At 71.3% G+C, this 21,730-nt stretch carries 23 protein-coding genes; 16 read left to right on the top strand and 7 right to left on the bottom strand.

Annotation, left to right across the window (positions count from 1 at the left end; translation table 11 throughout):
* Positions 1-9: 9 nt before the first annotated feature.
* Positions 10-1,995 carry a fumarate reductase/succinate dehydrogenase flavoprotein subunit gene (locus P4R38_RS02340; protein ID WP_277190881.1) on the top strand — a complete coding sequence of 662 codons (1,986 nt, stop codon included), beginning with the start codon at positions 10-12 and terminating at the stop codon, positions 1,993-1,995.
* Positions 1,995-2,735: a succinate dehydrogenase/fumarate reductase iron-sulfur subunit gene (locus P4R38_RS02335; protein WP_277190880.1), complete on the top strand. Its 741-nt coding sequence runs from the start codon at positions 1,995-1,997 to the stop codon at positions 2,733-2,735. Before P4R38_RS02340 ends, P4R38_RS02335 begins: the two co-directional genes overlap by 1 nt.
* Positions 2,736-2,936: 201 nt before the next feature.
* On the opposite strand, the gene P4R38_RS02330 is transcribed toward P4R38_RS02335, so the two are convergent.
* Positions 2,937-4,073, bottom strand: coding sequence for a glycosyltransferase family 4 protein (locus P4R38_RS02330; RefSeq protein ID WP_277190879.1), 1,137 nt, complete (start codon positions 4,071-4,073; stop codon positions 2,937-2,939).
* Between the two features lie 94 nt (positions 4,074-4,167).
* Here P4R38_RS02330 and P4R38_RS02325 point away from each other — a divergent pair, with 94 nt between their 5' ends.
* The 10 genes from P4R38_RS02325 to P4R38_RS02280 all read left to right on the top strand — a co-directional run bounded on the left by P4R38_RS02325 (position 4,168) and on the right by P4R38_RS02280 (position 14,245).
* Positions 4,168-5,271 carry a mannose-1-phosphate guanylyltransferase gene (locus P4R38_RS02325; protein ID WP_275239734.1) on the top strand — a complete coding sequence of 368 codons (1,104 nt, stop codon included), beginning with the start codon at positions 4,168-4,170 and terminating at the stop codon, positions 5,269-5,271.
* 73 nt (positions 5,272-5,344) lie between these two features.
* On the top strand, positions 5,345-6,415 hold the full coding sequence (locus P4R38_RS02320; RefSeq protein ID WP_277190878.1) for a quinone-dependent dihydroorotate dehydrogenase: 1,071 nt from the start codon (positions 5,345-5,347) through the stop codon (positions 6,413-6,415).
* 10 nt (positions 6,416-6,425) lie between these two features.
* Entirely contained in the window at positions 6,426-6,884 is a 459-nt protein-coding gene (locus P4R38_RS02315; protein ID WP_277190877.1) for a ribonuclease domain-containing protein, read from the top strand.
* Positions 6,881-7,276: a barstar family protein gene (locus tag P4R38_RS02310; protein WP_277190876.1), complete on the top strand. Its 396-nt coding sequence runs from the start codon at positions 6,881-6,883 to the stop codon at positions 7,274-7,276. Before P4R38_RS02315 ends, P4R38_RS02310 begins: the two co-directional genes overlap by 4 nt.
* A gap of 6 nt (positions 7,277-7,282) precedes the next feature.
* Entirely contained in the window at positions 7,283-8,527 is a 1,245-nt protein-coding gene (locus P4R38_RS02305) for an amidohydrolase (RefSeq protein ID WP_409201228.1), read from the top strand.
* A 119-nt stretch (positions 8,528-8,646) separates the two neighbouring features.
* On the top strand, positions 8,647-9,744 hold the full coding sequence (locus tag P4R38_RS02300; protein WP_277190875.1) for a BMP family lipoprotein: 1,098 nt from the start codon (positions 8,647-8,649) through the stop codon (positions 9,742-9,744).
* Between the two features lie 163 nt (positions 9,745-9,907).
* The gene (locus tag P4R38_RS02295) at positions 9,908-11,449 is read left to right on the top strand and encodes an ABC transporter ATP-binding protein (RefSeq protein WP_277190874.1); all 1,542 of its coding nucleotides are present in this window, start codon (positions 9,908-9,910) and stop codon (positions 11,447-11,449) included.
* Positions 11,446-12,564 carry an ABC transporter permease gene (locus P4R38_RS02290; protein ID WP_277190873.1) on the top strand — a complete coding sequence of 373 codons (1,119 nt, stop codon included), beginning with the start codon at positions 11,446-11,448 and terminating at the stop codon, positions 12,562-12,564. The genes P4R38_RS02295 and P4R38_RS02290 overlap by 4 nt, the downstream gene beginning before the upstream one ends.
* Entirely contained in the window at positions 12,561-13,826 is a 1,266-nt protein-coding gene (locus P4R38_RS02285; protein ID WP_277190872.1) for an ABC transporter permease, read from the top strand. Before P4R38_RS02290 ends, P4R38_RS02285 begins: the two co-directional genes overlap by 4 nt.
* Entirely contained in the window at positions 13,823-14,245 is a 423-nt protein-coding gene (locus P4R38_RS02280) for a cytidine deaminase (protein WP_277190871.1), read from the top strand. Before P4R38_RS02285 ends, P4R38_RS02280 begins: the two co-directional genes overlap by 4 nt.
* A 72-nt stretch (positions 14,246-14,317) precedes the next feature.
* Here the strand turns inward: P4R38_RS02280 and P4R38_RS02275 are convergent, their stop codons facing one another.
* Positions 14,318-14,773, bottom strand: coding sequence for a hypothetical protein (locus P4R38_RS02275; RefSeq protein ID WP_277190870.1), 456 nt, complete (start codon positions 14,771-14,773; stop codon positions 14,318-14,320).
* Positions 14,774-14,907: 134 nt separating this feature from the next.
* Complete coding sequence (locus P4R38_RS02270) at positions 14,908-15,429, bottom strand: hypothetical protein (protein WP_277190869.1); 522 nt, start codon at positions 15,427-15,429, stop codon at positions 14,908-14,910.
* 102 nt (positions 15,430-15,531) lie between these two features.
* On the opposite strand from P4R38_RS02270, the gene P4R38_RS02265 reads away from it, so the two are divergent.
* Complete coding sequence (locus P4R38_RS02265) at positions 15,532-16,812, top strand: thymidine phosphorylase (RefSeq protein ID WP_277190868.1); 1,281 nt, start codon at positions 15,532-15,534, stop codon at positions 16,810-16,812.
* A gap of 48 nt (positions 16,813-16,860) precedes the next feature.
* On the opposite strand, the gene P4R38_RS02260 is transcribed toward P4R38_RS02265, so the two are convergent.
* Together P4R38_RS02260 and P4R38_RS02255 are read right to left on the bottom strand one after the other, a co-directional pair.
* Positions 16,861-17,172 (bottom strand): hypothetical protein, encoded by a 312-nt coding sequence (locus P4R38_RS02260; RefSeq protein ID WP_275239720.1) that lies wholly within the window; start codon positions 17,170-17,172, stop codon positions 16,861-16,863.
* 37 nt (positions 17,173-17,209) lie between these two features.
* The gene (locus P4R38_RS02255; protein WP_277190867.1) at positions 17,210-17,752 is read right to left on the bottom strand and encodes a dihydrofolate reductase family protein; all 543 of its coding nucleotides are present in this window, start codon (positions 17,750-17,752) and stop codon (positions 17,210-17,212) included.
* 41 nt (positions 17,753-17,793) lie between these two features.
* On the opposite strand from P4R38_RS02255, the gene P4R38_RS02250 reads away from it, so the two are divergent.
* Together P4R38_RS02250 and P4R38_RS02245 are read left to right on the top strand one after the other, a co-directional pair.
* Positions 17,794-18,150 carry a cupin domain-containing protein gene (locus P4R38_RS02250; protein ID WP_277190866.1) on the top strand — a complete coding sequence of 119 codons (357 nt, stop codon included), beginning with the start codon at positions 17,794-17,796 and terminating at the stop codon, positions 18,148-18,150.
* Positions 18,150-19,259 carry an adenosine deaminase gene (locus tag P4R38_RS02245; protein ID WP_277190865.1) on the top strand — a complete coding sequence of 370 codons (1,110 nt, stop codon included), beginning with the start codon at positions 18,150-18,152 and terminating at the stop codon, positions 19,257-19,259. The genes P4R38_RS02250 and P4R38_RS02245 overlap by 1 nt, the downstream gene beginning before the upstream one ends.
* A 21-nt stretch (positions 19,260-19,280) precedes the next feature.
* On the opposite strand, the gene P4R38_RS02240 is transcribed toward P4R38_RS02245, so the two are convergent.
* Complete coding sequence (locus P4R38_RS02240) at positions 19,281-20,114, bottom strand: RDD family protein (protein WP_275239715.1); 834 nt, start codon at positions 20,112-20,114, stop codon at positions 19,281-19,283.
* Positions 20,115-20,176: 62 nt separating this feature from the next.
* Between P4R38_RS02240 and P4R38_RS02235 the strand changes: the two genes are divergently transcribed.
* Positions 20,177-21,172 (top strand): stage II sporulation protein M, encoded by a 996-nt coding sequence (locus P4R38_RS02235; protein WP_277190864.1) that lies wholly within the window; start codon positions 20,177-20,179, stop codon positions 21,170-21,172.
* 2 nt (positions 21,173-21,174) lie between these two features.
* Here the strand turns inward: P4R38_RS02235 and P4R38_RS02230 are convergent, their stop codons facing one another.
* A complete protein-coding gene (locus tag P4R38_RS02230) occupies positions 21,175-21,729 on the bottom strand; it encodes a phosphoribosyltransferase family protein (RefSeq protein ID WP_277190863.1) in 555 nt (184 codons plus the stop codon).
* Position 21,730 lies beyond the last annotated feature (1 nt).

The raw sequence follows: 21,730 nt of genomic DNA, 5'->3' as shown, positions 1-21,730 counted from the left end.
CTCCCTCAGATGACAGACACCCAGACGCAGGACCTTCCCGGCGGCGACATGTTCACCCTCGGCACGCCGATCGCGGACACCAAGTCGCCCGACGGACCGATCGAGCAGCGCTGGACGACCGCCAAGTTCGAGAACAAGCTGGTCAACCCGGCCAACCGGCGCAAGCTCTCGGTGATCATCGTCGGGACGGGCCTGGCGGGCGCCGCCGCAGCCGCGACCCTCGGTGAGGCCGGCTACCACGTGAAGTCGTTCTGCTACCAGGACAGCCCGCGCCGCGCCCACTCGATCGCCGCGCAGGGCGGCATCAACGCCGCCAAGAACTACAACGACGACGGCGACTCCACGTACCGCCTCTTCTACGACACGGTCAAGGGCGGCGACTACCGCTCGCGCGAGAGCAACGTGTACCGGCTGGCCGAGGTGTCGACGAACATCATCGACCAGTGCGTCGCCCAGGGCGTCCCGTTCGCGCGCGACTACGGCGGCCTGCTGGACAACCGCTCGTTCGGTGGCGTGCAGGTGGCCCGGACGTTCTACGCACGCGGCCAGACGGGTCAGCAGCTGCTGATCGGCGCCTACCAGGCGATGGAGCGGCAGGTCGCGGGCGGCACGGTAACTTCGTTCACCCGTCACGAGATGCTCGAGCTGATCGTCAAGGACGGCAAGGCGCGCGGCATCATCGCCCGCGACATGGTCACCGGCGCGATCGAGACCCACCTCGCCGACGCGGTCGTGCTCGCCTCCGGCGGCTACGGCAACGTCTTCTTCCTGTCGACCAACGCGATGGGCTGCAACGTCACGGCGACCTGGCGTGCGCACCGCAAGGGCGCCTACTTCGGCAACCCCTGCTACACCCAGATCCACCCGACCTGCATCCCGGTGAGCGGCGACCACCAGTCCAAGCTCACCCTGATGTCGGAGTCACTGCGCAACGACGGCCGCATCTGGGTGCCGAAGAACCGCGAGGACTGCGACAAGGACCCCCGCGACATCGCCGAGGAGGATCGCGACTACTACCTGGAGCGGATCTACCCCTCGTTCGGCAACCTGGTGCCGCGCGACATCGCCTCGCGCCAGGCGAAGTACATGTGCGACGAGGGCCGCGGTGTCGGCCCTGTGGTCGGCGACTTCCGTCGTGGTGTCTACCTCGACTTCGCCGACGCCATCGCTCGTCTCGGCGAGGACGCGGTCCGCGCCAAGTACGGCAACCTCTTCGACATGTACGCCCGGATCACGGGCGAGGACCCGTACAAGGTGCCGATGCGCATCTACCCCGCGGTGCACTACACGATGGGTGGCCTGTGGGTCGACTACGACCTGGAGACCACGATCCCGGGTCTGTACGCCACGGGCGAGGCCAACTTCTCCGACCACGGCGCCAACCGCCTCGGCGCCTCGTCGCTGATGCAGTGCCTGGCGGACGGCTACTTCGTGCTGCCGAACACCATCCGCAACTACCTCGCCGAGGGTCCTTTCGAGCCGATCAGTGAGGACGCCCCCGAGGTCGTCGAGGCACGGCAGGCGGTCGAGGGCCGCATCAAGACGCTGCTGTCGATCAACGGCGAGCGGACGGTCGACTCCTTCCACCGCGAGCTCGGCAACATCATGTGGGAGTTCTGCGGCATGGAGCGGACGGAGGAGGGCCTGCGCAAGGCCATCGACCTCATCCGCGGCCTCAAGGAGGAGTTCTGGCGCAACGTGCGGGTGCTCGGCGCGGCGGACACGCTCAACCAGTCGCTGGAGAAGGCCGGCCGCGTCGCCGACTTCATCGAGCTCGGTGAGCTGATGTGCATCGACGCGCTGCACCGGCGTGAGTCCTGCGGTGGCCACTTCCGCGCCGAGTCCCAGACCGAGGACGGCGAGGCACTGCGCCACGACGACGAGTTCGCGTACGTCGCGGCCTGGGAGTTCGGCGGTGACAGCGCCGCGCCGGTGCTGCACAAGGAAGACCTGGTCTACAACTTCATCGAGCTGAAGCAGCGGAGCTACAAGTAATGAACCTCACCCTGAAGATCTGGCGTCAGGACGGCGCGGACGTCGCCGGCCGGCTGGTGACCTACCAGGTCAGCGAGATCTCCGAGGACATGTCCTTCCTGGAGATGCTGGACACCCTCAACGAGCAGCTGATCGCCTCCGGCGAGGAGCCGGTCGCCTTCGACAGCGACTGCCGCGAGGGCATCTGCGGCATGTGCGGTCTGATGATCAGCGGGCAGGCGCACGGCCCGGAGGTCACCACGACCTGCCAGCTGCACATGCGCTCGTTCAAGGACGGCGACACCATCACGGTGGAGCCGTGGCGGGCCGAGGCGTTCCCGGTCGTGCGCGACCTGGTCGTCGACCGATCGGCGTTCGACCGGATCATCCAGGCCGGCGGGTTCATCTCGGTCAACACCGGTGCGGCCCCGGAGGCCAACAACACCCCGGTGCCGAAGGTCAAGGCGGACCGCGCGTTCGACACCGCGACCTGCATCGGCTGCGGCGCGTGCGTGGCGGCCTGCCCGAACGCCTCCGGCATGCTGTTCATGGGCGCGAAGGTCACCCACCTGTCCGAGCTGCCGCAGGGCCAGGCGGAGCGCGACGCGCGCGTGGTGTCGATGGTGAACCAGCACGACCACGAGGGCTTCGGCGGCTGCACCAACATCGGTGAGTGCTCGGCCGCCTGCCCGAAGGAGATCCCGCTGGACGTCATCTCGACGCTCAACGCCGACTTCCGGAAGGCCAAGCGCGGCGCCTAGTCGCTGACGGACCTCTCAAAGGTGCCCGGCTGCCACACGGCAGCCGGGCACCTCTGTGTCCGCACCCCTCCCGGCAAAAGCTGGCCGTCGGCACAGGTATGCGTGTGCAGGGCGCCAGCTTTTGCCGGGAGGGCGGCAAAGGTTGGTCGTCGGCACAGGTATGCGTGTGCTGGGCGCCAGCTTTTGCCGGAGGGGGTGAGGTCAGGCGGCGGGGGCGGGGGTGGCCCAGCTCGGGGCGATGACGGAGGCGTAGTACGCGACGAGCTCGTCCACCAGGGACGACCACGACCGGTCCGCGACCCGGCTGCGGGCGGCCTCACCCATCCGGGTGCGCATCGCCGGGTCGGCCACCAGACCGCCGACCGCCTGCCGCAGCGTGCCGGGATGGTCGGGGTCGAACAGCAGCCCCGTCACGCCCGGGCGCACGATGTCGAGCGGCCCGCCGGCCGCCGGCGCGACGACCGGGAGGCCCGCGGCCATCGCCTCCTGCAGGGTCTGGCCGAACGTCTCCTTGGTGCCGGTGTGCGCGAAGACGTCCAGCGCCGCGTACGCCTGCGCGAGCGGCAGTCCCGAGCGGTAGCCGAGGAAGCTCGCCCGCGGCAGCTGCCGTTCCAGCGCTGCCCGGGACGGTCCGTCGCCCACGACGCAGAGGCTGACGCCGGGCAGGTCGGCCACCTCCGCGAGCCGGTGGACCTCCTTCTCCGGGGCCAGCCGACCGACGTACCCGACGATCGTCTCGTCGTGCGGGGCGAGCAGCTCGCGCAGGTCCTGGACGGCGGGGTCGTACCGGCGGGCCGGGTCGAACAGGACGGTGTCCACGCCGCGCCGCCAGAGGGCGGTGCGCGGGACCCCGTGCGCCGACAGCTCCTGCAGCGTCTGTGAGCTCGGCACCAGGGTCAGGTCGGCCAGCGTGTGCATGTGCCGGATCCAGCGCCACGCGGCGCGCTCCACGAAGCCGGCAGCGGGGCCGCCGTGCTGGCGCAGGTAGCTCGGCATGTCCGTCTGGTAGATCGCGACGGCGGGGATGCGCAGGTTCCGGGCGGCGGCCAGTCCGCGGGCGCCGAGGCCGAACGGTGACGCCGCGTGCACCACGTCCGGGCGGAAGTCGCGCAGCACCCGCTCCAGGTCGTACGAGGGGAGCCCGACCCGGAACTGGCGGACGGTGACGCCCATGACGGTGTGGACCTCGAACCCGGCGTACGACGCCGGGGCGGGTCCGGGGCAGACGACGAGGGCTTGGTGCCCCGCCGCCCGCAGGCAGTCCAGGATCCGGCAGACGCTGGTGGTTACGCCGTTCAGCGTCGGCAGGAACGACTCGGTCACGATGGCCACTCGCACGCGACAAGGGTCCCGGCGAGGGGTGGCACCCGGTCGACCTCGACCTGAGTGTCCGGTGAGCGTCGGGTGAACGGCGTGGGTTACCGTCTGCGCCATGTCTGAGGCGGGCGAGGAGATCGAGGGCTTCTGGGCGGTCGTACCCGCAGGCGGGTCGGGGACGCGGCTGTGGCCGCTGTCGCGCGCCGGGTCACCGAAGTTCCTGTACGACCTCACGGGCACCGGGCGGTCGTTGCTGCAGGGCACGGTCGACCGGCTGGCTCCGCTGGCGGGCGACCGGCTGATGGTCGTCACTGGCGGGATGCACGCCGAGGCCGCCCGCGAGCAGCTGCCGCAGCTGGGTCAGGACGACCTCATCGTCGAGCCCTCGCCGCGCGACTCGATGCCGGCGATCGGGCTCGCCGCCGCCATCCTCGAGCGGCGCGACCCGCAGGCCGTTCTCGGCTCGTTCGCGGCGGACCACGTCATCCGCGACGACGAGGGCTTCCGCGACTGCGTCCGCCAGGCGGTGGCCGTCGCCCGGACCGGCAAGCTCGTCACGCTCGGCATCAAGCCCACCCACGCCTCGACCGGATTCGGGTACATCCAGATCGGGCAGGAGCTCGACATCGCCGGAGCCCCGGACGCCCACGGCGTACGGGCGTTCGTCGAGAAGCCGGACGGCGTCACCGCTCAGCGGTACCTCGACAGCGGCGAGTACCGCTGGAACGCCGGCATGTTCGTGGTCGGTGCCGCCGACCTGCTCGACATGCTCGCGCGCTATCAGCCGGTCATGGCGAACTACCTGCGCTCGATCGCCGCGAACCCGTTGCGGCTCAACGAGCTGTGGCCGCGACTGACCAAGATCGCGATCGACCCGGCCATCGCCGAGCCCGCCGCGGTCGACGGGCGGGTCGCCGTCGTACCCGGCTCGTTCGACTGGGACGACGTGGGCGACTACGCCTCGCTGGCCTCCCTGGTGCTGGAGTCCCAGGACGCGCCCGGCGTGAAGGTGCTCGGGGAGTCCCGGCTGGTCGTCATGCAGGACGCGACGGGTTTCGTGGCGCCGCAGTCGGGCCGGACCGTGGTGGCGCTGGGGCTGGACGACCTGGTCGTGGTCGACACCGAGGACGCGGTGCTGGTCACCACGAGCATCCACGCGCAGGACGTCAAGAAGATCGTCGAGCGCCTCAAGCTCTCCGGCCGCGAGTACCTCACCTGACGATCAACGACATCACCTCGACGATCTCTGCACGAGATGTCGGAATGATCCTCGGGGTCACTAGGGTCAGGGGGTGCCGACAGTGACACCTCGCGCGCTCGACCTGGGATACCGGTCCGTCGTTCGCCCCGCCCTCTTCCGCATCGGTCACGGCGACGCCGAGAAGGCGCACCACCTGACGCTCGACCGGCTGGCGGCGCTCGGTGAGCGTCCACGGGTCCTCGCCCAGGTGAGTCGCGTGCTGCACGTCCCGACCGAGCCCGTGACCCTCGCGGGCATCCGGTTCCCCGGGCGTGTGGGTCTGGCTGCGGGCGTCGACAAGGACGGCGTCGGCGTCAAGGCGTGGGGCGCGCTGGGGTTCGGGCACGTCGAGCTCGGCACGGTGACCGCCCGGGCCCAGCCGGGCAACGAGCGGCCCCGGCTGTTCAGGCTGATCGACAGCCGCGGCGTCATCAACCGGATGGGCTTCAACAACGCCGGCGCCGAGGCGCTCGCCGAACGCCTGCGGATGAGCGGCGACCCGGGCATCCCGGTCGGGGTCAGCATCGGCAAGACCAAGACGACGCCGGTGGACGAGGCGGTGGACGACTACCTGAGCAGCCTGAAGGCGCTCGACGGTCTCGCCGACTACGTCGCGGTCAACGTCTCCAGCCCGAACACCCCGGGTCTGCGGTCGCTGCAGGACCGCGAGCCGCTGCGCGAGCTGCTCGCCGCGATCACCGCCGAGGCGTCGCGCCTGGGCAGGCGACGGCTCTCCCGTCCGACCCCGGTCTTCGTCAAGGTCGCACCGGACCTGTCCGACGCCGCGCTGGAGGAGGTGCTCGAGGTCGCGCACGAGACCGACGTCAGCGGCATCATCGCGACCAACACCACGCTGTCCCGCGACGGCGTCCTGCGCCCGGACCTGCCGCTCGCACGGGAGGCCGGCGGGCTGTCCGGGGCACCGCTCACCCGCCGGGCCCGGTACGTCGTGGGCCGGATCGCCGCCGCCACCGACCTCCCGGTCATCGGTGTCGGGGGAGTGATGAGCGCCGCGGACGGTCGCGCCCTCGTCGAGGCCGGCGCCGATCTCGTGCAGGTGTACACCGGCTTCATCTTCCGTGGCCCGGCGCTGGTCGCCGAGCTCAACCGCGAGCTGGGGTAGGGCTGGCGGCATGGACGTCGTGAAGTGGGTGTGGAAGAACTGGGTCGCCGTGGTCCTGAGCCTGCTGCTGCTCATCCTCGTGATCGTCTGGGGTGCCCGCAGCGGTTCACCCGATCCGGCGCCGAGCGCCCGGCCGGCTGCGTCCTCGACGGCGGGAGCGTCCGGCTCGACCGCCGGCGCCACCACGCAGGCACCCGACGACCTCCCAACGATCGCCTACGACGACCTGCCCCGTGAGGCGAAGGCGACGCTGGCGCTGATCGCCAAGGGCGGCCCGTACCCGTACCGCCAGGACGGCAAGACCTTCCAGAACCGGGAGCGGCTGCTGCCGCCGGGTCGCTACCAGGAGTTCACGGTCGTCACCCCGGGCGAGGACGACCGGGGAGCCCGGCGCGTCATCAAGGAGCGCGGCGGGACGCTCTACTACACCGGCGACCACTACAAGACGTTCCGGAGGATCCAGCAGTGAGCGTGGCCGAGGTCGGCCCCCAGGGACTCGCCCGAGCGCTCGACGCCGGGGAGTCCGGCCTGTTCCGCAGCCGCCCGCCCGTCCGCCGGTTGCTGCGCCTCGGACTGGACCGCGGCTGGCGCGTCCTGCACCTGGACACCACGGGCGTCACGGACAAGGCCGGCCTCCTGGCGGCAGCCGAGCGCGACCTGGAGCTGCCCGACTGGTTCGGCCACAACTGGGACGCCCTGGCCGACAGCCTCAGCGACCTGGTGGACGACCGCGGCGTGCTCCTGGTGTGGAGCGGCGACGCCGAGCTGGACCCCGACACCCGCCGGACGACCCGCGAGATCCTCGCCGAACGAGCGGGTGAGGCCCGGGGCGCCTTCGTGGCTGTCCTGGCCAGCGACTAACATCGCGTGACTGTGAATGCCCGACTTCCTACCCAGCACATCGGCGCCGACCTCGTGTCGGCGGTGCGATCGGAGGTCGACCGGCTGGAGACCCTGCTGGTGCAGGCCCGCCGCGATCTGCACGCCCACCCCGAGCTCTCGTGGCAGGAGACCCGGACGACCGCCGTGATCGCCGACCGGCTGCGGTCGGCGGGGATCGAGCCGCGGCTACTGCCCGGCAGCGGTCTGATCGCCGACGTGGGCGCTCCCGAGCCGCAGCAGCGCGTGGCGTTGCGCGCGGACATCGACGCCCTGCCCGTCCCCGAGTCCTCGGGCCTGTCCTTCGCCTCCGCGACCGAGGGCGTCGCGCACGCCTGCGGCCACGACGTGCACACCACGGCCGTGCTGGGCGCAGCGCTCGCCCTCAAGCAGCAGGAGAGCGAGCTCGTCGCCCGTGGACGCGCCGTCCGGGTGCTGTTCCAGCCGGCCGAGGAGATGGTGCCCGGCGGGGCGCACCACGTCATCGACCACGGCGGCCTCGACGGGGTCGACCAGGTGCTGGCGGTGCACTGCGACCCCAGCGTCGACGTGGGCCAGGTCGGCCTGGTCACCGGGGCCATCACCTCCGCCTGCGACCGGGTGCACGTGACGCTGACCGGCAAGGGCGGCCACACCTCCCGTCCGCACCTCACCCAGGACCTCACGTACGCGCTCGCGAAGGTCGTCACGGAGGTGCCGGCGGCCCTGTCCCGACGGCTGGACCCGCGGTCCGGCGCCGCCCTGGTGTGGGGCCACGTGCAGGCGGGTCACGCCGCCAACGTCGTCCCGGCGACGGGCGAGGCCTCCGGCACGCTGCGCATCCTGGACGTCGAGGTGTGGGAGCGGATGGGCGACCTGATCGAGCGGCTCGTCACCGACGTCGTCGCGCCGTACGGCGTGACCGCGCGCACCGAGCACGTCCGCGGCGTGCCGCCGGTCGTCAACTCCGCGGCCGCCGTCCTCACGCTGCGCCGGGCCGCGAGCGCGGCGTTCGGCGCCGACGCGGTCGTGCCGACCCGTCAGTCGCTGGGTGGCGAGGACTTCTCCTGGTACCTCGGGAGGGTGCCGGGTGCCATGGCGCGCCTCGGGACCCGGACGCCGGGCGGTCGGACGTACGAGCTGCACCAGGGCGACCTCGTCGTCGACGAGCGGGCGATCACCGCGGGAGCCAAGCTGCTGGCCTCTGCGGCGCTCTATCACGCCACGGTGGAGGACGACTCACCCCTCCGGTAACGGTTATGTCACTAGCCCCGTCGTGAGTCGTCGTGCCGGTTGACTCGCGGGTAGAGTCCCTGCGTTCGGGTCGGCGCACAGGCTCGGACGTCCGGAGAGAAGGACCTCCCATCTGTGAGGTGGCCGGACCACAGCATCTGAACGAGGAGATCCCCTTGCGTCGCGCTCTCACCATGACGGTCGTCGCCACGACCCTGACCCTCGGCCTCGCCGCCTGCGGCTCCGACTCCGACACCGGCAGCGGCGGCTCCGGCACCGGCACCGGGAAGGGCGGCGGCGCCCTCAAGGTCGGCATGGCGTACGACGTGGGTGGCCGCGGCGACCAGTCGTTCAACGACTCGGCCGCCAAGGGCCTGGACAAGGCCAAGAGCGAGCTGGGGGTGTCGGCGAAGGAGTCCGAGGCCAACACCGGTGAGGCCGAGTCGGCCCGCGAGCAGCGTCTGCAGAGCCTCGTCGACAGCGGTTACACCACGATCGTCGCCATCGGCTTCGCGTACGCGAAGTCGGTCGGCAAGGTCGCCAAGGCCAACCCGGACGTGAAGTTCGCGATCATCGACGACGCCTCCGACGATTCCAAGGGCGACAACGTCGAGCAGATCACCTTCGCCGAGCAGGAGGGTTCCTACCTGGTCGGCGCAGCCGCCGCACTGAAGACCAAGACCAACCACATCGGCTTCGTCGGTGGCGTTCAGACTCCGCTGATCAAGAAGTTCGAGGCCGGTTACCTGGCGGGCGCGAAGAAGGTCAAGCCGAGCATCAAGATCGACTCGACCTATCTCACCCAGCTTCCGGACGTCAGCGGCTTCGCCGACCCGGCGAAGGGCAAGACCGCGGCGGACGGCCAGTTCCAGGCCGGTGCGGACATCGTCTACCACGCCGCGGGTGGCTCCGGCGCGGGCGTCTTCAACGCCGCGAAGGCTGCCGGCGCCAACCACTGGGCGATCGGTGTCGACTCCGACCAGGCCCTCACGGCCGACCCGAGCGTGCGGTCGCTGATCCTGACCTCGATGGTCAAGAACGTCAACGTCGGCGTGTACGACTTCATCAAGTCGGTCAAGGACGGTTCGTTCAAGGCGGGCAAGCGTGAGTTCGCCCTCAAGGACGGCGGCGTCGGCGTCGCGACCACGGGCGGTCACATCGACGACATCAAGACCAAGCTCGACCCGCTGCGCGAGCAGATCATCTCCGGCTCCATCAAGGTGCCGACGACTCCCTGAGTCCGTTGACGACTCGGGTCGATGACCCGGGTGCGCGGTAGCGTGCACCCGGGTCATCACCACGTCGTCCACCCCTCCTTCCCTCGTACGACGTCCGCGTGAGCGCGCGGCCCCGGACCAGGAGCGTGTAGCCATCGCCACCACTGCCAGCGCCGTCGACCAGGTGCCTTCGACCGGGACCGCGGTCGAGCTCCACGGCATCACCAAGCGCTTCCCCGGCGTCGTTGCCAACAAGGACGTCGAGATCGTCGTCCGCACCGGTACGGTGCACGCCGTCGTCGGCGAGAACGGCGCCGGTAAGTCGACGCTGATGAAGATCCTGTACGGCGTCCAGCGCCCGGACGAGGGCACGATCACGGTCAACGGCCAGCAGGTCGACCTGCGCAGCCCGACCGACGCGATCAAGGCCGGCATCGGCATGGTCTTCCAGCACTTCATGCTGGCGGACAACCTCACCGTGCTGGAGAACGTCGTTCTCGGCGCCGAGAAGCTGCACGGCATCGGCGCGGGTGCCCGCAAGGAGATCGAGCGGATCTCGCAGGCGTACGGCCTGGGCATCCGGCCGGGTGACCTGGTCGCCGACCTCGGCGTCGGCGCGCGGCAGCGGGTGGAGATCCTCAAGGTCCTCTACCGCGGCGCCAAGATCCTCATCCTCGACGAGCCGACGGCGGTGCTGGTGCCGCAGGAGGTCGACGAGCTGTTCGACAACCTGGCCGAGCTGAAGTCCGAGGGCCTGACCGTCCTGTTCATCTCGCACAAGCTGGACGAGGTGCTCAAGGTCGCCGACGAGATCACCGTCATCCGGCGCGGCACGACCGTGCAGACGGTGGACCCGAAATCGGTGACCGCCCGCCGGCTGGCCGAGCTGATGGTCGGCTCGGAGCTGCCGACGCCCCAGACCGAGGACTCGACCGTCACCGACGAGGTCGCTCTGCGGATCGAGGGCGTCACGCTCGGTGCGTCCGCCGGCCCGAAGGTGCTGGACGGCATCGACCTGACCATCCACGCCGGCGAGGTCGTCGGTATCGCGGGGGTCGAGGGCAACGGCCAGGCCGAGCTGGTCGAGGTCGTCATGGGCATGCGCGACGCGAACGCCGGCACGATCATGTTCGGCCACACCGACATCACTGACTGGCACACCCGGGAGATCCGCGAGGCCGGCATCGGCTACATCCCCGAGGACCGGCACCGCCACGGCCTGCTGCTGGACGCGCCGCTGTGGGAGAACCGCATCCTCGGCCACCAGACCGAGGAACCCAACGTCAACGGCCTCCTCATCGACGCCAAGGACGCCAAGCGTGACACCGACCGGATTGTCCAGGAGTACGACGTCCGGACGCCGTCGATCTTCGTCACCGCGGGCTCGCTGTCCGGTGGCAACCAGCAGAAGCTGATCATCGGCCGCGAGATGAGCCACACCCCGAAGGTGCTCGTCGCCGCCCACCCGACCCGCGGTGTGGACGTCGGCGCGCAGTCGGCGATCTGGGACCACATCCGGGCGGCGCGGCGCGAGGGCCTCGGCGTCCTGCTGATCTCCGCCGACCTGGACGAGCTCATCGGGCTGTCCGACACGATCCGGGTGATCCTGCGCGGGCGGCTGTCCGGCGAGTTCGATCCTGACACCGTGACCGCCGAGGAGCTCGGCGCGGCGATGACCGGGGCCGACACCGGTACCCACGCCGACACCAAGGAGGAGGGGGCGTGAGCCGCTTCGAACCCCGACGGTTCCTGCTGGGCCTGGCCGCACCGGTCCTGGCCCTGCTGGTCGCCGTCCTCGTGACCTCGCTGATCCTGGTGATCACCGGGGACCCGGTCGCCGACGTTTGGTCCCAGATGCTCAAGGCCCCCAAGCCGGGCCAGGCGACCGACATGATCAACAACGCGGTCGTCCTGTACTTCTCGGCCATCGCGGTGGCCATCGGCTTCCGGATGAACCTGTTCAACATCGGCGTCGACGGCCAGTACCGCGTGGCGGCGTTCGCCGCCGCGGCCGTGGGTGGCCAGGCGCTGCTCCCCGGTCCGCTCAACATCGTGCTGATCCTGCTGGTCGCGATGGCGACCGGTGCGCTGTGGGCCGGTATCGCCGCCTGGCTGAAGGTGACCCGCGGCGTCAGCGAGGTCATCTCGACCATCATGCTGAACTCCATCGCCACCGGCGTGGTCGCCTGGCTGCTGGCCAAGGTCGCCGCCGAGCAGAGCGCGGGCAGCAACGACATCGGTACCAAGCGGCTGCCCGACTCCTCCCACCTGGACGGGTTCGTTCTGCTCGCGGGAACGCAGAAGAAGGTGTACGGCCTGATCGTGCTGGCCGTCGTCGTCGGCTTCCTCTACTGGTTCGTCATCAACCGCACCCGGTTCGGGTACGACCTGCGCGCGACCGGTCGGTCGGAGTCGGCGGCGGTCGCGAGCGGCGTCAACGTCAAGCGGATGGTGCTCTCGTCCATGCTGCTGTCCGGCGCGGTGGCGGGCATGGTCGGTCTGCCGCTGCTGCTCGGTGAGAACTACAACTACGGCACCGACTTCCAGGCAGGCCTGGGCTTCTCCGGTATCGCGATCGCCCTGATCGGCCGGAACAACGCCATCGGCATCGCCCTGGGCGCCCTGCTGTGGTCCTACCTGGACAAGCAGGCCGTGACCCTGCCCATCGCGACGGACGTCGACGACTCGATCGTCAAGATCATCCAGGGTGTCATGGTGCTGGCCGTCGTCATCGCGTACGAGGTCGTGCGCCGCCTCGGCAAGCGCATCGAGCAGCAGCAGGTGACCCGGGAGCTGGCCGCGCAGGATCGTCAGCCGGTCGCGGAAGGAGCGTCGGCATGACCGCCGGACTGGAGATCGGGACCCGGGTCGTCCAGGACGCCCCGCGCAGCCGCAGGATCCCGACGAAGTACCTGCTCGCCTCCGGTGTGGCCGGTCTCGTGCTGCTGTCCCTGCTGCGGATCGTCACCGGCGCGAACGACATCGACTCCGGCGGCATCATCAGCGCCGCCCTCATCGGAGCCGTGCCGATCGGTCTCGCCGGCCTGGGCGGCCTGTGGTCGGAGCGCGCGGGCGTCGTCAACATCGGCCTCGAGGGCATGATGATCCTCGGCACCTGGGGTGCCGCCTGGGCCGGCATCAAGTGGGGCCCGTGGATGGGTCTGGTCGGCGGCATCGTCGCCGGTCTGGTCGGTGCGGCCATCCATGCGCTCGCGACCATCGGCTTCGGCGTCGACCACATCGTCTCCGGTGTGGCGCTCAACGTCATCGCCCCAGGCGCGACGAGCTACCTGGCCTCGCGCACGTTCACCGGCCTACAGGGCGGCGGGCCGACGCAGTCGCCGCCGCTGAAGCAGCTGCCGCGGTTCTCGGTGCCCGGCATCGAGGACCCGCTGACCGACCTGGAGCGCAAGCAGTGGTTCCTCCTCTCCGACGTCGCCGGGATCCTGCGCGGTCTGCTGACCAACCTCTCGGTCGTCACGATCATCGCGATCCTGCTCGTCGTCGCCACCTGGTGGATCCTGTGGCGTACGCCGTTCGGCCTGCGCCTGCGCTCCTGCGGTGAGTCACCGGTGGCCGCCGAGACGCTCGGCGTGAACGTCTACCTCTACAAGGTGTACGGCGTGCTCGCCTCGGGTGCGCTCGCCGGCCTCGCCGGGGCGTTCCTCGCCCAGGTCGCGGCCAACGCCTACCGCGAGGGTCAGACCGGCGGTCGCGGTTACATCGGTCTGGCCGCCATGATCTTCGGCAACTGGCGTCCGGGCGGCCTCGCCGGCGGCTCGCTGCTGTTCGGCTACACCGACGCCGCCCGGCTGCGCAACGCGGGCAGCAACATCCACGCGCTGATCCTGCTGGCGGCCGTGCTGCTCGTCGTGATCGGGCTGTGGCAGCTGCTGCGCCGGCGCCGCGTCGTACAGGGCGTCATCGCGCTGGTCGTGGGCGTCGGAGCCCTGCTGATGTATCTGCTCACCGACCAGGTCAGCAGCGAGCTCGCCGCCACGACGCCGTACGTCGTCACTCTCCTGGTGATGGCCCTCGCGTCGCAACGGCTACGAATGCCGGCGGCGGACGGCAAGATCTACCGCCGCGGCGAGGGCCAGTGACCGAAAGCGCGATCGACTGGGAGGCGCTGACCGCGGAGGCGGTGGCGGCGATGCGGACCGCGTACGCGCCGTACAGCGGGTTCCCGGTCGGTGTCGCGGGCCTCGTCGACGACGGCCGGGTCGTCAGCGGCTGCAACGTCGAGAACGTCTCGTACGGCGTCGGGCTGTGTGCCGAGTGCGGCATGGTCTCCGAGCTGGCGCGCACCGGCGGTGGCCGGCTGGTCGCCGTCGCGTGCGTGAACGCCGAGGGCGAGCCGCTGATGCCGTGCGGCCGCTGCCGTCAGCTGATCGTCGAGCACGGCGGCCCGGGCTGCCTGCTGCGGACGCCGACGGGCGTCCTGCCCATGAGCGAGGTGCTGCCGCAGGCGTTCGGTCCCGAGGACATCGAGCACGTCACCGGCGAGTCGGCGACGCACTGAGCTTCCCGGCCACGGCAGCGGGCCCCGTACACCAGCCGGTGGACGGGGCCCGCTGCGTAGGCCGGGTCGCGGTCAGCCCGGGATCTTCGCGGCAGACTTCGCGCAGGTCTTGGTGTAGCCGGCGAGCTTGTCCGTGTCGGCCGCGTCGACGTCGTCGAGACGACCGTCCTTCAGCGCGTTGAGCGTCTTGTTGGACGTGGTGTCGTACGCCTTGTCGGCGATGCAGTCCGACAGCTTCGTGGTGTTCAGGACCGAGGTGTCCTTGCCGCCGCGCTTGTCGTAGGCGTCCTTCAGGCCGGCGGACACCTCCGACTTGGAGGGCTTGGTCTTGCTGTCCTCGGTGCCGCTCGTGGCGCCCGGGTTCGGCTCACCGGAGGCGATGCCCTCGGGTGCGGAGGACGTCGGGGCCGCGGTCGCCGGCTGGGACGACGGCTGGTCGGAGGAGTCGCCGCCGCACGCGGTGAGGGCGAGGGGCGCGGCGAGCAGCAGGCTGCACGCGGCCAGGCGCAGGCGGGTGGTGTGAGTCATGAGATCCCTTCGGTGCCGCCACGTTCCGGGCGGTCGCTCTGATGGTCGGTGCAGAACCTAGCGGTCGGCTCGCCGGCGAGCCGGTGTCGGTACGCGTTCCTGGTCGGAACCAGGCGATGTGCGTACTCGGGGACCTACATCCCCGGGATCTGGGTGGGCAGGGACGGCAGCGTGGTCGGAATGTCGGTCGGGAGGGACGGAACGTTCCGCTTGGCCTTCGGGGTGCAGTCGCCCACCGCCTGCGCGACCGTCCGGACGTCCTGGGGGTTGCGGATGTTGCTCGGTCTGCCGTCGGCGAGGGCCTGCAGGGTGGGGGCCGAGACGGTGTCGTAGATGTCGTTCGTGACGCAGGAGGCGAGCTTGTCCACGTCCAGCACGGCGGCGGCGGGGCTGCTCCCGTACGCCGTCCGGACGCCGTTGGTCACGGCCTCCCGTGAGGGTTTGCCTGCGGCGTCGTCGGTCGCGCCGGGGGAGGAGGAGCTCGGAGGAGGAGTGCTGCCGGACGAGGGAGCGGTGGAGCCGCCGGTGGGCGCCGCCGACCCGGGCGGCACGGGCTGGGGGTTGTCGCCGCCGAACCGCCCGCATCCGGTGAGGGCGAGTGGGGCCGCGAGCAGGAGTCCGGCTGCGGCGGTGCGCGCGATCGTCGTACGGAGCATGGGGCGTCCTCTCGGCGGGTCGAGGGCAGGGTGATGCCCTCGTGCGCGTCCGACGGTGGGGAGCGGCGCTCGGTTCCGTGGTGCTCTGAGAGGATCGGCGGCATGAGTGAAGCGTTCGACGCCGTCGATGTCATCCGGGCCAAGCGGGACCGCCAGCCGCTGTCGGACGAGCAGATCGACTGGGTGATCGACGCCTACACCCGCGGCGCGGTCGCGGACGAGCAGATGTCGGCGCTCGCCATGGCCGTGCTGCTGAACGGCATGGAGCGACGCGAGATCGCGCGCTGGACCGACGCGATGATCGCCTCCGGGGAGCGGATGGACTTCTCCTCGCTGAGCCGGCCGACCGCGGACAAGCACTCCACCGGCGGCGTGGGCGACAAGATCACGCTCCCGCTCGCGCCGTTGGTCGCGGCGTGCGGCGTGGCGGTGCCGCAGCTGTCCGGCCGTGGACTCGGCCACACCGGCGGCACGCTCGACAAGCTGGAGTCGATCCCCGGCTGGGCGGCCACGCTGAGCAACGAGCAGATGCTCGCGCAGCTGGAGGACGTCGGCGCGGTCATCTGCGCGGCGGGTGACGGGCTGGCGCCGGCGGACAAGAAGCTCTACGCGCTGCGCGACGTGACCGGCACCGTCGAGGCGATCCCGCTGATCGCCAGCTCGATCATGAGCAAGAAGATCGCCGAGGGCACTGGTGCGCTCGTGCTGGACGTGAAGGTCGGCACCGGCGCGTTCATGAAGGACGCCGACCAGGCGCGCGAGCTCGCCAGCACGATGGTGGCGCTCGGCACCGACGCCGGGGTGCGCACGGTCGCGCTGCTGACCGACATGGCGACGCCGCTCGGCCTGACCGCCGGCAACGCCCTGGAGGTCCAGGAGTCGGTCGAGGTGCTCTCCGGGGGCGGCCCCGCCGACGTGGTCGAGCTGACCGTCACCCTGGCGCGCGAGATGCTCGCCGCCGCGGGCAAGGACGACGTCGACCCGGCGGACGCGCTGAAGGACGGACGGGCCATGGACGTGTGGCGCCGGATGATCTCCGCCCAGGGCGGCGACCCCGAGGCCGCGCTGCCGACCGCCGCGGAGTCGCAGGTCGTCACCGCCGACACGGACGGGACACTCACCCGGCTGGACGCCCTGCAGGTCGGCGTCGCCGCCTGGCGGCTCGGTGCCGGGCGGGCCCGCAAGGAGGACCCGGTCCAGGCCGGCGCCGGCGTCCAGCTGCACGCCAAGCCGGGCGACACCGTACGAGCCGGGCAGCCGCTGATGACGCTGCACACCGACACGCCCGATCGGTTCGCGCGCGCGCAGGAGTCGCTGGCCGGCGCGTGGACCATCGGTGCCGCCGCAACGCCGACGCCACTGGTGATCGACCGGATCGGCTGAGCCTCGCCGCCGAGCCGCGGCCCCGCCGACCGGCCGCTTCAGGCCCGGTCAGCGGCGCTGGAGCTCCCAGGCGGCGGTGAGCGCCGCGCACACAGCATCCAGGTCGCCCGCGTCGAGGTCGGCCAGCACCTTCATGTGCGCCTCCAGCTCCGGGCGTACGGAGAAGGTGTCCGGGTGGTCGGCGAGCAGGATCTCGCGCTCGTCGAACCCGGTGCGGATCAGCAGGGTCGAGCCGTCCACCCGACGGGCGACGAGTCGTCCGCCGACCGTCCACGGGCGGCCGTCGGAGCCGCCCCGTACGCCGTCCAGCCCGGCGAGGTGGGACTCGACCCGTGCCCAGGGGGACCGTCGCTGTGTCATGGGCACAGGATGCCCGCCCAGAGGCGCGGCGCGCTCGTCAGCGCACCACGTCGAACCACAGGTTCGTCGCGGTGTCGGCGCGACTGACCCGGGTGGGCCGCAGCGCGACCGGAGTGTCGTCGTCCGCGTCCTCGAACATCCGCACACCCGAGCCCAGCAACACCGGCACGACGGCCATGACGACCTCGTCGACCAGCCCGCGGCGCAAGCACTGGCGGGCGACGTCGGCCCCGAGGACCTGCACGTCCCGCTCGCCGGCCGCCTCCCGCGCGACCCGGACCGCCTCGTCGAGGTCGGTCGCGAAGACGCAGCCCGCTACCGGCTCCGCCGGCGGCCGATGGGTGAGCACGACCTGGGTGCCCTCCCACCGTCCGCCGTACGCGCCTTCCTTGTCGGTGCCCTTGTTCGGATCATCGCCGTCGTACGTGCGCCGGCCGACCAGCAGCGCTCCGGCGCGCTGCATCAGCTCGTCACCGTCCGGGTTGGGCCCGAAGTAGGCGGCGAGCCAGGACATGTCACCGCCGGGTCCGGCGATAAAGCCGTCCAGCGACATCGCGGCGGGGTAGACGATGCGGGTCATGGCTCAGCACGCTACTGCGGGGACCGGTCTACGCTGACCGGATGCCGAAGCTGCTCACCCAACCCGTCCGCATCCCCGTCCCCGGAGGCAAGGTGATCGACGAGCACGTGGGGCTCGCCAGCACCGGTGAGCGCTCGGTGTCGGTGGCGCACATGGTCGCTCCGGCCGGGTGGGACGAGCCGTACCAGACGCCGGACTTCGACGAGGTGACCCTCGTGCTGAAGGGGACCGTCCTCGTCGACCACGACGGCGGCCGGCTCGAGGTGCACGCGGGCCAGTCGGTCGTGACCGGCTCCGGTGAGCGCATCCGCTACTCCTGCGGTCCGGACGGCGCCGAGTACGTCGCGGTCTGCCTCCCGGCGTTCAGCCCGGAGACCGTCAACCGCGAGGGTGAGTGATGGCGCTCGACGTCGTCGCCCTGCCGAAGGTGCTGCTGCACGACCACCTCGACGGTGGCCTGCGGCCGCAGACCGTCATCGACCTGGCGGCGCAGAGCGGGTACGACGGGCTGCCCGAGACCGACGCCGAGGCGTTGGGCCGCTGGTTCCGCGAGAGCGCCGACTCCGGCTCGCTGGTGCGCTACCTGGAGACGTTCGGCCAGACCGTCGCGGTCATGCAGACCGCCGAGGCGCTGCATCGCGTCGCCTCCGAGTGCGCCCAGGACCTCGCGGCCGACGGAGTGGTGTACGCCGAGGTCCGGTACGCGCCGGAGCAGCATCTGGAGGAGGGGCTCACCCTCGAGGAGGTCGTCGAGGCGGTCAACGCCGGGTTCCGGGACGGCGAGCGGATCGCGGCCGCGGCCGGTCACCCGATCCGGGTGACCGCGCTGCTGACCGCCATGCGGCACGCCGCCAAGAGCACCGAGATCGCCGAGCTGGTCGTGCGCTACCGCGACGACGGTGTCAGCGGGTTCGACATCGCCGGTGCCGAGGCCGGCTTCCCGCCCACCCGGCACCTCGACGCGTTCGAGTACCTGCGCCGGGAGAACGCCCACTTCACGATCCACGCCGGCGAGGCGTTCGGGCTGCCGAGCATCTGGGAGGCGATCCAGTGGTGCGGCGCCGAGCGGCTCGGCCACGGCGTCCGGATCGTCGACGACATCTTCGCCGACGAGCAGTCCCTGGCCGACGTCACCGACACGGGCACGGTCGACGCCGACCTCGTCCGCCTCGGCCGGCTCGCCTCGTACGTCCGCGACCGGCGGATCCCGCTGGAGATGTGCCCGTCCTCCAACATCCAGACCGGAGCCGCGAGATCCGTTGCGGCACACCCGATCACGCTGCTCAAGCAACTGCGCTTCCGGGTCACGGTCAACACCGACAACCGGCTGATGAGCGGCACCTCCATGTCCCGGGAGATGCAGCTGCTGCTGGACGACGCGGGCTGGACGGTCGAGGACCTGCGCTGGGTGACGATCAACGCGATGAAGTCGGCGTTCATCCCGTTCGAGCAGCGGCTCGCGCTGATCGACGACGTCATCAAGCCGGGGTACGACCCCGTCGGGTAGGTGCTCGCCGCCGGGCGACGCTCAGATCGTGTCGGGCGGGAGCAGGCGGCGGCGTACGTCGTCCTCCCGCACCAGCCGCTCGGTGTCGCGGCGGCGTCGGTCCGCGAGTACCGCGGCCAGGACCGCCTCCGCGGGTGCGCCCGCGGGCGGCGGCGGCGACACCAGCGGCAGCGTCCGGTCCAGCAGGTCCTGGCAGACGCTCTGCCGGGCGGCCGGGCTGAGAGTGCCGGCCCGCTGGAGGAACTGCCGGATGCCCAGCGCGAGCCCGTCCGGCAGCGCCGCGATGTCCGCGCGCCGGGCCCAGCCGTCCAGGGCCGGGGGCATCGTGGGCGCGGCCCCCAGGCGGATGTGCGTCGCCTCGCGCACGACGTACGTCCCCGCGGCGAGGTCGCCGAGCCGCCGGGCCCGGCTGGTGGCCATGGAGGCCAGCACGGCCGGGACGCCGGAGAACAGGTAGACCTCGACGAAACCGACCAGGCCGCGGGTGAGCGCGTGCCGGAACACGATGGGGCCGCCGTCGTCGCGGACGGTGCGCAGCTTGAACACCAGCTTGCCGATCGTCCGGCCCCGGGTGAGCGTCTCCAGGGCCACGGGCAGCGCCACCGTCCAGGCGACGAGGTCGAGCAGGGCGAGCGTCGTCATGTTCGCGCTGCTGGTGCTCAGGGCGAGCGTCGCGATCACCCAGAACGTCACCACGAACCCGAGCACGTTGATGACCACGTCGAGCAGGCCCGACCCGAGGCGGCTCGGCAGGCTGGCGGGCGGCACCTCGAGCAGGACGGCCTCGCCCGTGACGAGCTCCTCGCGCTCGCGTCCGCGCAGCGCGCGGTGCTCGGGGGCGATCTGCTCGGTCACGGGTGCAGCCTATGTCGGCGTCGGCGGGCGTACCGGCGGGCGGCCGATCTAGGGTGTGCGACGTGGACCTGGATGCCTTCGTCATGGCGCACCAGCACGAGTGGAGCCGGCTCCAGGAGCTGTCGGGCCGGCGGCGGCTCAGTGGTGCGGAGTCCGATGAGCTGCTCGACCTGTACCAGCGGACGGCGACGCACCTGTCGATGATCCGCTCCAGCGCGCCGGACGTGTCGGTGGTGCAGTACCTCTCGACGCTGCTAGCGCGGACCCGCCAGCGCACCTCGGGCGTACGGACGACCGGGTGGGCCGACCTCGCCCGGTTCTTCACCGACTCCTTCCCTGCCGCGCTCTACCGGGCCCGGCGCTGGTGGATCACCGTGGCCCTGCTCAACGTGGCGGTGGCGCTGGTGATCGGCATCTGGGTCGCGCGGAACCCGTCGGTGCAGACCGGGTTCATCCCGGCCGACCGGCTCAACGACCTGGTGAACCACGACTTCGAGGACTACTACTCCGAGTTCGCCGCCCAGGACTTCGCGGCTCGGGTGTGGACCAACAACGCCTGGGTGACCGCCCAGTGCATCGTCCTCGGCGTTCTCGGGGTACCCGTCGTCTACGTCCTCTGGAGCAACGTGGTCAACCTCGGGGTGATGGGCGGCATCATGGCCGGCCACGACCGCGCCGGCCACTTCTTCGGGCTGATCCTCCCGCACGGGCTGCTGGAGCTGACGGCGGTGTTCGTCGCAGGTGGTGTCGGGCTGAAAATCTTCTGGTCCTGGGTCGAGCCGGGCCCGCGGACGCGGATGCAGTCCCTGGCCGCCGAGGCCCGAGCCGGCGTCGGCATCGCCCTCGGTCTGGTGGTCGTGCTGTTCGGCACCGGCGTGATCGAGGCGTTCGTGACGCCGTCCGGGCTGCCGACCTGGGCGCGGGTCGGCATCGGCGTGCTGGTCGAGGTGGCCTTCCTGACGTACGTCTTCACTCTGGGCCGCTGGGCGGCGCAGCGGGGTGAGACCGGCGACATCGGGGAGCTCGACCGCGGCGACGTCCTGCCGTCAGCCGCCTGACATCACAGGTCGCGCAGGTACACCAACCCGCGCAGACCGAGCCGGCGTCGGTCGGCGGACCGCTCCAGGGCGTCGACGATGACCGCTGCCCCGACCCAGTGGGCGCCGCTGTCGGCCACGATCTGCTGACAGGCGAGCGCCTGTCCGCCGGTCGCGACCCAGTCGTCGACGAAGAGGACGCGATCGCCCGCGCGCAGGGTCTTGCGGCGTACGCCGATGCGGAGGTTGCGGTCGCGGTAGTCCGGACCGGTCGTACGGATCCACCAGGGGTCGTCGTCGGAGCCGCGGCCGGGGTCCTTGCGCGCCTCGATCAGGCCGACGCCGAGGTGCGCGGCGACCAGGGCGCCCACCATCGCTCCACGCGACGTGGGTCCGAGCACCGCCGTCGGAGCCTCGTCGTCGAACAGGCCGGCCAGGGCCGGGCCCAGCGCGCCGAGGACGTGCGGGTCGCGCCACCAGCCGGTCGGGTCCGCGTACGCCACCTCCGGCTCGGGCCAGGGCGCCGGGTCGCTCAGCCAGACGAAGCGCTCCCGGAGCCGGTCGGTGAGGTTGTCCATG

The organism is Luteipulveratus flavus (assembly GCF_029439465.1).
GTDB lineage: Bacteria > Actinomycetota > Actinomycetes > Actinomycetales > Dermatophilaceae > Luteipulveratus > Luteipulveratus flavus.
This window is presented reverse-complemented; position numbering and strand designations above follow the sequence as displayed.